Annotated in this window: 4 protein-coding genes (1 of these 4 running past the window's edge); 2 read left to right on the top strand and 2 right to left on the bottom strand. The window is 72.9% G+C overall.

What is annotated here, in order from left to right:
* Positions 1 to 15: 15 nt before the first annotated feature.
* Together ACFYYH_RS24720 and ACFYYH_RS24715 are read right to left on the bottom strand one after the other, a co-directional pair.
* Positions 16 to 1,854: an ABC transporter ATP-binding protein gene (locus ACFYYH_RS24720; protein ID WP_388554933.1), complete on the bottom strand. Its 1,839-nt coding sequence runs from the start codon at positions 1,852 to 1,854 to the stop codon at positions 16 to 18.
* Positions 1,832 to 3,586: an ABC transporter ATP-binding protein gene (locus ACFYYH_RS24715; protein ID WP_388554931.1), complete on the bottom strand. Its 1,755-nt coding sequence runs from the start codon at positions 3,584 to 3,586 to the stop codon at positions 1,832 to 1,834. Before ACFYYH_RS24715 ends, ACFYYH_RS24720 begins: the two co-directional genes overlap by 23 nt.
* A 275-nt stretch (positions 3,587 to 3,861) precedes the next feature.
* On the opposite strand from ACFYYH_RS24715, the gene ACFYYH_RS24710 reads away from it, so the two are divergent.
* Complete coding sequence (locus ACFYYH_RS24710; RefSeq protein ID WP_388554927.1) at positions 3,862 to 4,893, top strand: GDP-mannose 4,6-dehydratase; 1,032 nt, start codon at positions 3,862 to 3,864, stop codon at positions 4,891 to 4,893.
* Positions 4,894 to 5,087: 194 nt separating this feature from the next.
* Positions 5,088 to 13,517, top strand: the 5' portion of a protein-coding gene (locus ACFYYH_RS24705) for a type I polyketide synthase (protein ID WP_388554924.1). Its footprint extends 20,841 nt past the window's final position; 8,430 of the gene's 29,271 nt are visible here — the first part of the coding sequence; the start codon lies at positions 5,088 to 5,090; its stop codon lies off the right edge, out of view.

The following is a 13,517-nucleotide window of genomic DNA, read 5'->3' as shown; positions in this document are numbered from 1 at the left end:
AGATGTCGGCTCCGCTCAGCCGCCGGCCGTCAGCGGGGCGGCGCGCGGGGACTCCTGGGCGCGGGCGGAGTGCAGCCGGGCATAGGCGCCCCGCCGCCGGATCAGCTCGTCATGGGTGCCCCGCTCGACGATCCGCCCCGACTCCATGACGACGATCACATCGGCGTCGCGGATGGTGGAGAGCCGGTGCGCGATCACAAAGCTGGTCCTGCCCGCGCGCAGGGTGTTCATCGCGCGCTGGATGAGGGCCTCGGTACGGGTGTCGACCGAACTCGTCGCCTCGTCGAGGACCAGGACGGCGGGCCGGGCGAGAAACGCCCGCGCGACCGTGATGAGCTGCTTCTCGCCCGCGCTGACGCCCGACGACTCGTCGTCCAGCACGGTGTCGTAGCCCCGGGGGAGCGTACGGATGAAGCGGTCGGCGCAGGTCGCGCGGGCGGCGGCCTCGATCTCCGCACGGCTCGCGCCCTCCTGCCCGTACGCGATGTTCTCGGCGATCGTGCCGCCGAACAGCCAGGTGTCCTGGAGCACCAGACCGAACCGCGCGCGCAGATCGTCGCGGGTCATCGACGCGATGTCCGTGCCGTCCAGCAGGATGCGGCCCCCGTCGACCTCGTAGAAGCGCATCAGGAGATTGCCGAGCGTGGTCTTGCCCGCGCCCGTGGGGCCCACGATCGCGACCGTGCTGCCCGGTTCCACGGTGAGCGACAGGTCCTCGATCAGCGGGGTCTCGGGGGAGTAGCGGAACGACACCCGTTCGAACCGGACCCGCCCCCGGGCCGGGCCCGGCCGGGCCGGGGGGTCCGGGTCGGGCGTCTGCTCCGGCTCGTCGAGGAGTGCGAAGACCCGCGCGGCGGACGCGATCCCGGACTGGAGCCGCCCGGCCACGCTCGCGACCTGGACGATCGGCTGGCTGAACTGGCGGGAGTAGAGGATGAAGGCCTGGACGTCCCCCAGCGTCAGCGCGCCGCTGACGACCTTCCACGCGCCGGCCACGGCCACCGCCACATAGCCGAGATTGGCGATGAACATCATCGACGGCTCGATGGTGCCCGAGGCGAACTGGGCCCTCGCGCCCGCGCGGAACAGCGCCTCGTTCCGCGCGTCGAAGTCCCGCTCCGCCTCCTCGCGCCTGCCGAAGCCCTTCACCAGCGAGTGACCGGTGAAGACCTCCTCCACCTGTGCGTTCATCGCCCCGGTGGCGGCCCACTGGTCCGTGAACCGGGGCTGGGCCCGCTTGCTGATCCAGGCCGCGAGCAGGGCCGACACCGGCACGCTCGCCAGCATGACGGCCGCCAGCGACGGTGAGATCACCAGCATCAGGATCAGCATGGTCACGATCGAGAACACCGAGGTGATCAGCTCGGCGAGCGTCTGCTGAAGGGTCTGCTGGAGGTTGTCGACATCGTTGGTCGTACGGCTCAGCACCTCGCCCGCCGGATGGCGGTCGAAGTAGCGCAGCGGCAGCTTCGCGAGCTTCCCCTGGGCCCGCTGCCGCAGTTCGAAGACCACCTTCTGGACGACGGCGGAGACCAGCCTGCCCTGCACGAGCATGAAGAGCGAGGCCGCCACATAGAGCGCGAGCAGCAGCAGCAGCACCTGGCCGACCCGGCCGAAATCCACCCCTGGCGGGCCCGCTCCCGCCCCGCTCTCCTGACCGTCGGTCAGCACGCCGTCGGCGATCAGATCCGTGGCCCGGCCGAGGAGGAGCGGGCCGAACGCGTTGCACCCGATCCCGGCGGTCCCCAGGACGAGCGCCGCCGCGACCAGGGAGCGGTGCGGCCGGAGCAGACCGAGGAGTCTGCGACCCGGTCCGGCTGCCGTGGTCGGCTCAGGGGTGTCCGGCGGGGCCATGGACGGTCTCCTCCTCGGTGAGCTGGGAGAGCGCGATCTCGCGGTAGGTCGTGCTGTCGCGCAGCAACGTGTCATGGGTGCCGGTGGCGGCGACCCGGCCCCCGTCGAGCACCACGATCCGGTCGGCGGAGCGGACCGTGGCCACCCGCTGGGCGACCGTGAGGACCGTCGCCCCCGCGATCTCGGGTGCCAGCGCGGTACGCAGCGCCGCGTCCGTCGCGTAGTCGAGCGCCGAGAAGCAGTCGTCGAAGAGATAGACGGCGGGCCGGCGCAGCAGGGTGCGCGCGATGGCCAGCCGCTGGCGCTGGCCGCCCGACACATTGGTGCCGCCCTGGGCGACGGGGGCGTCGAGTCCGCCGGGCATGGTCTCGACGAAGCCGTCGGCCTGGGCGGTCCGCAGGGCCCGCCACAGCTCCTCGTCGGTGGCGTCGGGTCTTCCGAACCGGAGATTGGTCGCGACCGTTCCGGAGAACAGATACGGCCGCTGCGGCACGAAGCCCACGGCGCGGCTCAGCACCTCGGGATCCAGCTCCCGTACGTCCACGCCGTTGACCCGGACCGAGCCCCCGGTGACATCCATCAGCCGCAGCACCAGATTGAGCAGGGTGGTCTTGCCGCTGCCGGTGCTGCCGAGGATCGCCACGCTCTCGCCGGGGCCCGCGGCCAGATCGATCCCGTGCAGTATCGGCTTCTCCGCGCCCGGGTAGCGGAACTCCGCCCCCCGGATGTCCAGCCGGCCCGTGTCGCCCGTGGGCCGTACCGGCGCGGCGGGCGGGACGACGCTGGTCGGGGCGGCCACGATCTCCTGGATACGCGCGGCGGACACCTTCGCGCGCGGCACCGACAGAAACACGAACGCGATCATCACGACCGACATCAGGATCAGCGAGAGATAGCTCAGGAACGCGGACAGGGCACCGATACGCATCGCGCCGCTGTCGACGCGATGGGCGCCGGTCCACAGGATCGCCACCATGAAACCGTTCATCAGCAGCAGCACCACGGGGAGCATCGACGCGATCAGACGGCCCACCCGGCGCGACACATCGAGGAGTTCGGTACTCGTCCGGGTGAACCGGGCCCGTTCGTGGGTGTCCCTGACGAACGAGCGCACCACGCGCGCCCCGGTGATCTGCTCACGCAGCAGCCGGTTCAGCCGGTCGAGGCAGGTCTGCGTCCGCTCGTAGAGCGCCCCCATACGGACCAGGAGCAGACCGAACACCACACCGACGACCACGACCAGAAGCACCAGGATCAGGGCGGGCGGAACGTCCTGCTGGAGCGCCAGCACCACACTGCCCAGACACATGAGGGGCGCCGAGACGACGACGCCGAAACCCGACTGGGCGAGTGTCTGCACCTGCTGGACGTCATGGACCGTACGGGTCATCAGCGACGGCGTGCCGAACCGGCCCATCTCACGGGCGGAGAAGTCCAGCACCCGCCGGAAGACCACCGCACGGATGTCGCGCCCCATCGCCATCGCGGTGCGGGCGCCGAGCGAGACCGCGCCGACGGCCGCCACGATCTGGACGAGCGCGACGGCCACCATGACCGTGCCGGCCCGGGTGATGTAACCGCGGTCGCCGGCGACCACACCGTCGTCGATCAGCGCCGCGCCCAGCGTCGGCAGCAGCAGGGTGCCGAGAATCTGGACCAGTTGCAGAACGACGAGCAGGGCCGCCTGCCACCGATAGGGACGAACATGAGTGCGCAGAAGTCCGAACAGCACGGAAAGACACTCCGGTTGACTGAGCCGGCCCGGACGCCGACGCAACACAGTGCACCGCATCACCGGCCCGAAAATCCCTAGTGTTCTCCCCGGTCCGCTGTCCCGGCCGGGTCCGTACTCGGGAATTCCCTAGTAAGCCCGGGATTTCTTGACACCGAGGTCGGCGGCTTGCGAGCGTGCCGGTGTCTATCGTCCGGACAGAAGCGTATTCGATGCGAGGTCGTCGACCCAGCTGCGCGTTTGGGCGGTCTCTCCGCGGTCGAGAAGGAGCAGGTATGTCCAAGCGCGCGTTGATCACTGGAATTACCGGGCAGGACGGTTCTTATCTGGCCGAGCATCTGCTGTCCCAGGGGTATCAGGTCTGGGGACTGATCCGCGGACAGGCGAATCCGCGGAAGTCCCGGGTCAGCAGGCTCGCCTCGGAACTGTCGTTCGTCGACGGCGATCTCATGGACCAGGGCAGCCTGGTCTCCGCCATCGACACCGTGCGGCCCGACGAGGTCTACAACCTCGGCGCGATCTCGTTCGTGCCGATGTCCTGGCAGCAGGCGGAGCTGGTCACGGAGGTCAACGGAATGGGGGTGCTGCGGGTCCTGGAGGCCATCCGCCTGGTGAGCGGCTTCAACGGCTCGCGCACGCCGGGCTCCGGCCAGATCCGCTTCTACCAGGCGTCGTCCTCGGAGATGTTCGGCAAGGCGGCCGAGACCCCGCAGCGTGAGACGACCCTCTTCCACCCGCGCAGCCCCTACGGCGTCGCCAAGGCGTACGGGCACTTCATCACCCGTAACTACCGCGAGTCCTTCGGGATGTACGCCGTCTCCGGAATGCTCTTCAACCACGAGTCCCCCCGCCGCGGCGCGGAGTTCGTGACCCGGAAGATCTCTCTCGCGGTCGCCAGGATCAAACTCGGGCTCCAGGACAAACTGCACCTCGGGAACCTCGACGCGGTGCGCGACTGGGGCTTCGCCGGCGACTACGTGCGCGCCATGCATCTGATGCTTCAGCCGGACGAGCCGGACGACTACGTGGTGGGCAGCGGCACCATGCACTCGGTCAGGGACGCCGTGCGTATCGCCTTCGAGCACGTGGACCTGAACTGGCAGGACTATGTCGTCATCGACCCCGAACTGGTGCGCCCCGCCGAAGTCGAGGTGCTCTGCGCGGACAGCGGCCACGCCCGCGCCAAACTGGGCTGGAAGCCCACCGTCGACTTTCCCGAACTGATGCGGATGATGGTGGACGCCGATCTCCATCAGGTCTCCCGCGAACATGAATACGGGGACCTTCTGCTCGCCTCCAACTGGTAGCAGGCCGGAAGGCCCCGGGAAACTCCAGGGAGACTAGGGAATTCCCGTCGCGGTTCCGACCACACTCGCCACATGGCTTCTTCAGAATCGGCTGCGAAGCCATGTGGCTTTCTCTTTTCGCAGGGCACGACGAGCGCGAGATGTCCGGCGTGATTCATGTTCGGCCGCTGGCTGTCGAGATGGGTTGAGTTGAGATGGACAACGAACAGAAGCTCCGGGACTACCTCAAGCTTGCGACCGCCGATCTCCGAAGGACGCGGCAGCGGGTCGACGAACTGGAGACGGCCGCCCAGGAGCCGATCGCCATTATCGGTATGACCTGCCGCTACCCCGGGGGCGTCAGCAGCCCGGAGGATCTCTGGCGCATGGTCGAGGCCGGGGAGAACGGCATCTCCGCGTTCCCGGCCGACCGGGGCTGGGACACCGAGGCGCTGTCCTCCTCCGCCACCTCCTCCGGCGGATTCCTCCATGACGCACCCGACTTCGACGCCGACTTCTTCGGTATCTCGCCGCGCGAGGCCGTGGCGATGGACCCGCAGCAGCGGATCGTGCTCGAATCCGCCTGGGAGGCCTTCGAACGCGCCGGTATCGACCCGACCTCGGTCAAGGGCAGCCAGACCGGTGTCTTCATGGGAGCCATGGCCCAGGACTACCGGGTCGGGCCCGCCGACGGCGCCGAGGGATTCCAGCTCACCGGCAACACCGGCAGCGTGCTCTCCGGCCGTATCTCCTACACCTTCGGTACGGTCGGCCCCGCTGTCACCGTGGACACCGCCTGCTCGTCCTCCCTGGTGGCCGTCCATCTCGCCACCCAGGCGCTGCGCTCGGGCGAGTGCTCCCTCGCCCTGGCCGGCGGTGTCACCGTCATGTCGAGCCCCGGCACCTTCATCGAGATGGGCCGTCAGGGCGGCCTCTCCGCCGACGGCCGCTGCCGCTCCTTCGGTGACTCCGCCGACGGCACCGGCTGGGCCGAGGGCGTGGGCGTCCTGGTGCTGGAGCGGCTCTCCGACGCCCGGCGCAACGGCCACGAGATCCTGGCCGTCGTCCGGGGCAGCGCCGTCAACCAGGACGGCGCCTCCAACGGACTCACCGCGCCCAACGGCCCCTCCCAGCAGGACGTCATCCAGCAGGCGTTGATCAACTCCCGGCTGTCGGCGGGCCAGATCGACGCGGTCGAGGCCCATGGCACCGGCACCACCCTCGGCGACCCCGTCGAGGCACAGGCGCTGCTCGCGACCTACGGCCAGGGCCGCGACACGGACCGCCCGCTGCTGCTCGGCTCGGTGAAGTCGAACATCAGCCACACCCAGGCCGCAGCCGGGGTCGCCGGTGTGATCAAGATGGTGATGGCGATGCGGCACGGAGTGCTGCCGCGGACCCTCCTCGCCGACGAACCCTCCTCGCATGTCGACTGGGAGCGGGGCGCGGTCCGCGTCCTCACCGAGAACATGGCGTGGCCCGAGACAGGAGAACCCCGGCGGGCCGCCGTCTCCTCCTTCGGCATCAGCGGCACCAACGCACACACCATCGTCGAGCAGGCCCCGGCCGACGCCGACGCCGAGGCCCCGCGCGCTCCGGGCGGCCCGGAGACCGCCGGCGCCGCCGACGCCGGCGACCGCGTCGAGGCCGGCACCGTACCCCTGCTGATCTCCGGACGGACCAAGGAGGCCCTGCGCGCCCAGGCCGGCGCGCTGGTGTCCGCGCTGGAGGCCGCTCCCGGCAGCGGCGTCCTCGACACCGCCTACTCCCTGGCCACCACCCGGGCCGGCTTCGAGCACCGCGCGGTGCTCCTCGCCGCCGACCGCGACACCGCCCTCACCGGACTGGCCGCCCTCGCCGAGGACGACGGCCCGTCGCCCGACCTCGTCCGGGGCGCCGCCCAGGGCGAGGGCAAACTGGCCTTCCTCTTCACCGGCCAGGGCGCGCAGCGTCTCGGCATGGGCCGGGAACTCCACGCGCGCTTCCCGGTCTTCGCCCAGGCGCTGGACGCGGCCCTCGACGCGCTCGACCCGCTGCTCGACCGCCCGCTGCGCGAGGTGCTCTGGGGCGAGGACGCCGAGGCGCTGGACCGTACGGAGTACGCGCAGCCCGCGCTCTTCGCCGTCGAGACCGCGCTGTACCGCCTGGTCGAGTCCTGGGGCGTCAAGCCCGACTGTCTGACCGGCCACTCGATCGGTGAGATCACCGCCGCCCACGTGGCCGGAGTGCTCTCGCTCGCCGACGCCGCCACGCTCGTCGCCGCGCGCGGCAGGCTGATGCAGGCGCTGCCCGCCGGGGGCGCCATGACCGCCGTGGAGGCCACCGAGGACGAGGTCGCCCCGCTGCTCGCCGGACACGAGGACACCGTGTCCGTCGCCGCCGTCAACGGCCCGTCGGCGCTCGTCCTGTCCGGCGAGGAGGAGGCCGTGACCCGGATCGCGGCCCGGCTGGCGGCCCAGGGACGCAGGACCAGGCGGCTGCGCGTCTCGCACGCCTTCCACTCGCCGCTCATGGAGCCGATGCTCGACGAGTTCCGCGCCGTGGTCGGGGGACTGACGCTCCAGGCCCCGCTGACGCCGTTCGTCTCCAACCTCACCGGCGAGCCCGCGACGGTCGCGCAGGTCACCTCGCCCGACTACTGGGTGGACCATGTGCGCCACGCCGTACGGTACGCCGACGGCGTCCGCTGGCTGGCCGACCACGGAGTGACCACCTTCCTCGAACTCGGCCCCGACGGTGTGCTCTCCGCGATGACCGGGCGGTGCCTCGACGGGACGGACACGACGGGGGAGCCCGCCGTGCTGCCCGCGCTGCGCTCCGGCCGTCCCGAGGCCCGCGCTCTCACCACGGCCCTGGCCGGACTGCACGTACGGGGCGTCACCGTCCGCTGGGACGCGTACTTCGCCGCCACCGGGGCCCGCCGTACCGACCTCCCCACCTACGCCTTCCAGCGCCGCAGGTACTGGCCCCGGGCCGTCCAGGGCCAGGGCGCCGATCTGCGGGCCGCCGGTCTCGGCGCCGCCCACCACCCGCTGCTCTCGGCCGCCGTCTCCCTCGCCGACTCCGAGGGCGCCCTGCTCACCGGCAGGCTGTCGCTCCAGACCCATCCGTGGCTCGCCGACCACACCGTGGGCGGCACGACCCTGCTCCCCGGCACCGCGTTCCTCGAACTCGCCGTCCGCGCCGGTGACGAGGTCGGCTGCGACCGGGTCGAGGAACTGACCCTGGCCGCCCCGCTGGTCCTCCCGGAGCGCGGCGCCGTCCAGGTCCAGATCTGGGTCGGCACCCCCGACGACTCGGGCCGCCGCACCGTCCATCTGTACGCGCGTCCCGAGGACGGCGACGAGACGGCGTGGACGCTCCACGCCACGGGTGTGCTCGCCCTCGGCGAGCGGCACGCCGGCTTCGACGCCTCCGTCTGGCCCCCGGCCGGGGCCGAGCCCGTCACCACCGACGGGCTGTACGAGCGCCTGGCCGACGACGGCTTCGCGTACGGCCCGGTCTTCCGCGGACTGCGCTCGGTCTGGCGGCGCGACGGCGAGGTGTACGCCGAGGTCGCGCTGCCCGAGGGCGGCGCGGACGACGCCGACGCCTTCGGACTGCACCCCGCCCTGCTCGACGCGGCCCTGCACGCGTCCTCCCTCATAGAACTCGGCGCGGAGAGCCGGGGCGGCCTGCCCTTCTCCTGGGAGGGCGTCTCCCTGCACGCGACCGGCGCCTCCGCACTGCGGGTACGGCTCTCCCCGGCGGGCGAGGACGCCGTCTCGATCGGCGTGGCCGACATCTCGGGAGCGCCGGTCGCCTCCGTCGACTCGCTGGTGCTGCGCCCGGTCGCGGCGACGCGCCCCGACGGCGCCGCCGCGGCGGCGCGGGACGCCCTGTTCGCCCTGGACTGGGTGCCGGTACGCGACACCCCGGCCGTCCCCGGGCCGGTCGCCCTGGTCGGCCCCGACGCGTTCGGACTGACCGAGGACCCGGCGTCGGCGCCCGTGGCCGGGAGGCACCCGGATCTCGCCACGCTGGCGGCGGCCGGGTCACCCGTCCCCGATGTGGTCCTCATGACGGTCGCCGGTGAGCCCGGCGGTGACGCGGCGCGCTCCGCCCACGCCCTGACGGCGGACGTCCTCGCGGCGGCTCGGGCCTGGCTGGCCGAGGAGCGGTTCGCCGCCTCCCGGCTGGTCTTCGTGACACGCGGCGCGGTCGGCGGCCACGACCCGGCCGCGGCGGCCGTCTGGGGCCTGGTGCGCTCCGCGCAGTCGGAGCACCCCGGGGCCTTCGGCCTCGCCGACCTCGATCCGGAGCGTCCCGCCCTCCTGCCGCTCCCGGCGCTGGGCCCGGACGAACCGCAGACGGTGATCCGCGACGGCGCGGTCCTCGCCGGACGCCTGGTGCGCCGGGCCTGCGACGGGAGCGGGGCCGGGCCGTTCCGCGACACCGGGGGCCGGGTTCTGATCACCGGAGGTACGGGAGGTCTGGGCGCGCTCTTCGCACGGCACCTGGTGGCGGAGCACGGCGTACGCGGGCTCCTGCTCGTCAGCCGCCGGGGACCGGACGCCGAGGGCGCCGGTGAACTCGCCGCCGAACTGACCGCCCAGGGCGCCGAGGTCACCGTCGCCGCGTGCGACGTGGCGGACCGCGCGGCGCTGGCCGGCCTGCTCGCCGCGCACCCCGTCTCCGCCGTGGTGCACACGGCCGGGGTGCTGGACGACGGGGTCCTCGGCTCGCTCACGCCCGAGCGGCTGGACACCGTACTGCGTCCCAAGGCGGACGCGGCCTGGCATCTGCACGAACTGACCCGGGATCTGGACCTCTCCGCGTTCGTGGTGTTCTCCTCCCTGGCCGGGGTCCTCGGCGGCGCGGGGCAGGCCAACTACGCGGCGGGCAACGCGTTCCTGGACGCGCTCGTCGAGCACCGGAGGGCCGAGGGGCTGCCCGGCACCTCCCTCGCCTGGGGCCCCTGGGACCTGACCGGCGGAATGACCGGCACCCTGGCCGACACCGAGGCGGAGCGTCTCGCCCGCTCGGGAGTGCCCCCGCTGGCGGCCGAACAGGGCGTGGCGCTGTTCGACGCGGCGCTGGCGTCCGGCGGGGCCGCCCTCGTCCCCGTACGGCTGGATCTGCCGGTGCTCCGCGCCCACGGCGAGGTCCCGCCCGTCCTGCGGTCGCTGATCCGCACCCGCGCCCGCAGGGCCGCCGTCTCCGGCTCCGCCACGGCCGGCGGACTGGCCCAGCGGCTCGGCCGGCTCGACGGGACCGACCGCGCCGATCTGCTGCTCGATCTGGTGCGGGGACAGGTCGCCCTCGTCCTGGGCCACGCCAGTGGCGCGGACATCGACGCGGACCGCGCCTTCCGCGAGCTGGGCTTCGACTCGCTGACGGCGGTCGAACTGCGCAACCGGCTCACCACCGTGACCGGCCTCAGGCTGCCCGCCACCCTGGTCTTCGACTACCCGACCGTGCGGCATCTCGGCACCTACCTCCTCGGCGAACTGCTCGGCGCCGACCCGGCGTCGGCGGCCCCCGCGCCGGCCCTCGCGGCCCTGGCCGACGATCCCGTCGTGGTCGTGGGAATGGCCTGCCGCTATCCGGGCGGGGTGGCGTCCCCCGAGGATCTGTGGCGGCTGGTCACCGAGGGCACCGACGCGATCTCCGGCTTCCCGGCCAACCGCGGCTGGGACCTGGACGCGCTCTACCACCCCGACCCGGACCACACCGGTACGGCGTACACCCGCTCCGGCGGATTCCTGCACGAGGCCGGTGAGTTCGACCCGGAGTTCTTCGGGATGAGCCCGCGCGAGGCACTGGCGACCGACGCGCAGCAGCGGCTGCTGCTGGAGGCCTCCTGGGAGGCCGTCGAACGGGCGGGTGTCGACCCGCTCTCCCTGCGCGGCAGCGCGACCGGTGTGTTCGCGGGGGTGATGTACAGCGACTACAGCGCCGTTCTGGCGAGCCCGGAGTTCGAGGGCTTCCAGGGCAGCGGCAGTTCCCCGAGTCTCGCCTCCGGGCGGGTCTCGTACACGCTGGGCCTGGAGGGCCCGGCCGTGACCGTCGACACCGCCTGCTCGTCGTCGCTGGTCGCCCTGCACTGGGCGATGCAGGCGCTGCGCTCGGGCGAGTGCTCGCTCGCGCTGGCCGGCGGGGTCACCGTGATGTCCACCCCCTCGGTGTTCGTGGACTTCTCCCGGCAGCGCGGACTCTCCCCCGACGGCCGCTGCAAGGCCTTCTCCGACGCGGCCGACGGGGTCGGCTGGGCCGAGGGCGTCGGCATGCTCCTGCTGGAGCGGCTCTCCGACGCCCGGCGCAACGGCCACGAGATCCTGGCCGTCGTCCGGGGCAGCGCCGTCAACCAGGACGGCGCCTCCAACGGACTCACCGCGCCCAACGGCCCCTCCCAGCAACGGGTGATCCGTCAGGCGCTCGCCGGGGCCGGGCTGTCGGCCGAGGACATCGACGCAGTGGAGGCCCACGGCACGGGCACCACCCTCGGCGACCCGATCGAGGCACAGGCCCTGCTGGCCGCCTACGGACGCGACCGCGACCCCGCCCGCCCGCTCCTGCTCGGCTCCGTCAAGTCCAACATCGGCCACACCCAGGCGGCGGCCGGGGTCGCGGGCGTCATCAAGATGATCATGGCGATGCGGTACGGCACGCTCCCGCGCACCCTCCACGCGGACGCGCCCTCCTCGCACGTCGACTGGTCCGAGGGAGCCGTGGAACTGCTCACCGAGGAGACGCCCTGGCCCGAGACCGGCCGCCCCCGCCGGGCCGGGATCTCGTCCTTCGGTATCAGCGGCACCAATGTCCACACCATCGTCGAGCAGGCCCCGCCCGTCCGGACCCCCGCGCCCACCGCCCCGCGCGCGGAGACCGGCGCCGTCCCCTGGCTGATCTCCGGCCGGACCAGGGACGCCCTGCGCGGCCAGGCGGCCCGGCTGCTCTCGTACGTACGGGCTCGGCCCGGACTCGACCTGGTGGACGGCGCGTTCTCGCTCGCCACCACCCGCTCGCACTTCGACCAGCGGGCCGCCGTGGTGGCCGGCGACCGGGACGAACTGCTGAGGTCGCTGGCCGCGCTGGCCGCCGGCCGCCCCGACGCCGGGGCCGTCGAGGGCGAGGCGGCGCGGCGCGGCAGGACCGCGCTGCTCTTCACCGGGCAGGGCATCCAGCGGCCCGCCATGGGACGTGAACTGTACGAGCGATACCCGGTGTTCGCCGACGCGCTCGACGCCGTACTGGACCGTCTCGACGGCAAGCTGGACCGGCCGCTGCGCGAGGTGCTGTTCGCCGCCGAGGGCACCCCCGAGGCCGCCCTGCTGGACGAGACCGGCTGGACCCAGCCCGCGCTGTTCGCCGTCGAGGTGGCCCTGTTCCGGCTCGTACGGAGCTGGGGGATCACCCCCGACCAGGTCGCGGGCCACTCGATCGGCGAACTCGCGGCGGCCCACGCCGCGGGCGTACTGTCCCTCGCCGACGCGTGCGCCCTGGTCGCTGCCCGCGCGCGGCTGATGCAGGCGCTGCCCTCCGGCGGCGCGATGGCCGCGGTGCGGGCCACCGAGGAGGAAGCCGCCCCCCTGCTGGCCGGCCTGGAGGGGCGGGTCTCGCTCGCCGCCGTCAACGGCCCGGCGTCCCTCGTCCTCTCCGGCGACGAGGACGCCGTACAGGAGATCGCCGCCGCGTTCGAGGCCCAGGGGCGCAAGACCACGCGGCTGCGGGTGAGCCATGCCTTCCACTCGCCGCACATGGACGGGATGCTCGACGCGTTCCGCGAGGTCGCCGCCGGACTGACCTACGCGCCCCCGGAGATCCCGCTGGTCTCCGGCCTGACCGGCGGTCCCGTCACCGCCGAGCGCGTGTGCTCCCCGGAGTACTGGGTCGAGCAGGTCCGCGAGACGGTCCGCTTCGCCGACTGCGTACGGACCCTGCGCGACGCGGGCGTCACCAGCTTCCTGGAACTGGGCCCCGGCGGACCGCTCACCGCCATGGCACAGGACACCCTCGGCGACACCGACGACGCCGCTCTCGTGCCGCTGCTCCGCGCGGACCGTACCGAACACCTCGCCGTCACCACGGCGCTGGCCCGGCTCCACACGCACGGTGCGACGGTGGACTGGCCCGCCTTCTTCGCCGGTACCGGCGCCCGCCGCGTGGACCTGCCCACCTACGCCTTCCAGCACGCGTTCTACTGGCCGCAGCTCACCACCGCCCCGGCCGGGGCCGCCACCGACCCCGGCGACCAGCGGCTGTGGGCCGCCGTGGAGCGCGGCGACGCCGGTGAACTGGCCACGGTCCTCGGCCTGGACGAGCAGGACCACGGCTCCCTGGGCTCGCTGCTGCCCGCGCTCACCTCCTGGCGGCGCGGCACACGGGAGAAGACCCTGCTCGACTCGGTGCGCTACCGGACCCGGTGGATCTCACTGTCCCGGCCCGCGGCCCCCGTACTCGACGGCACCTGGCTGCTCGTCACCGGCGAGGAGAGCGACCCCACCCTCCGCGACACGCTGACGGCCGCGCTCGGCGCCCACGGCGCACGCGTACGCCCGCTGGTCCTCGACGCGGCGTGCGCCGACCGGACCGTACTGGCCGAACGGCTCCTCGCCGTCGAGGAGTACGACGGCACGGCGAACATCCTGTCGCTGCTCCCGCTG

It is taken from the genome of Streptomyces sp. NPDC002018 (assembly GCF_042890865.1).
In the GTDB taxonomy this organism is placed as follows: domain Bacteria; phylum Actinomycetota; class Actinomycetes; order Streptomycetales; family Streptomycetaceae; genus Streptomyces.
The sequence above is the reverse complement of the archived record's forward strand: the minus strand, read 5'-3'. Positions and strand labels throughout refer to the sequence as shown.

Bases quoted from the DNA above. Each gene is read 5' to 3' on its own strand.
- ACFYYH_RS24710 (WP_388554927.1), top strand. From the start codon at position 3,862: ATGTCCAAGCGCGCGTTGATCACTGGAATTACCGGGCAGGACGGTTCT.
- ACFYYH_RS24720 (WP_388554933.1), bottom strand. From the start codon at position 1,854: ATGGCCCCGCCGGACACCCCTGAGCCGACCACGGCAGCCGGACCGGGT.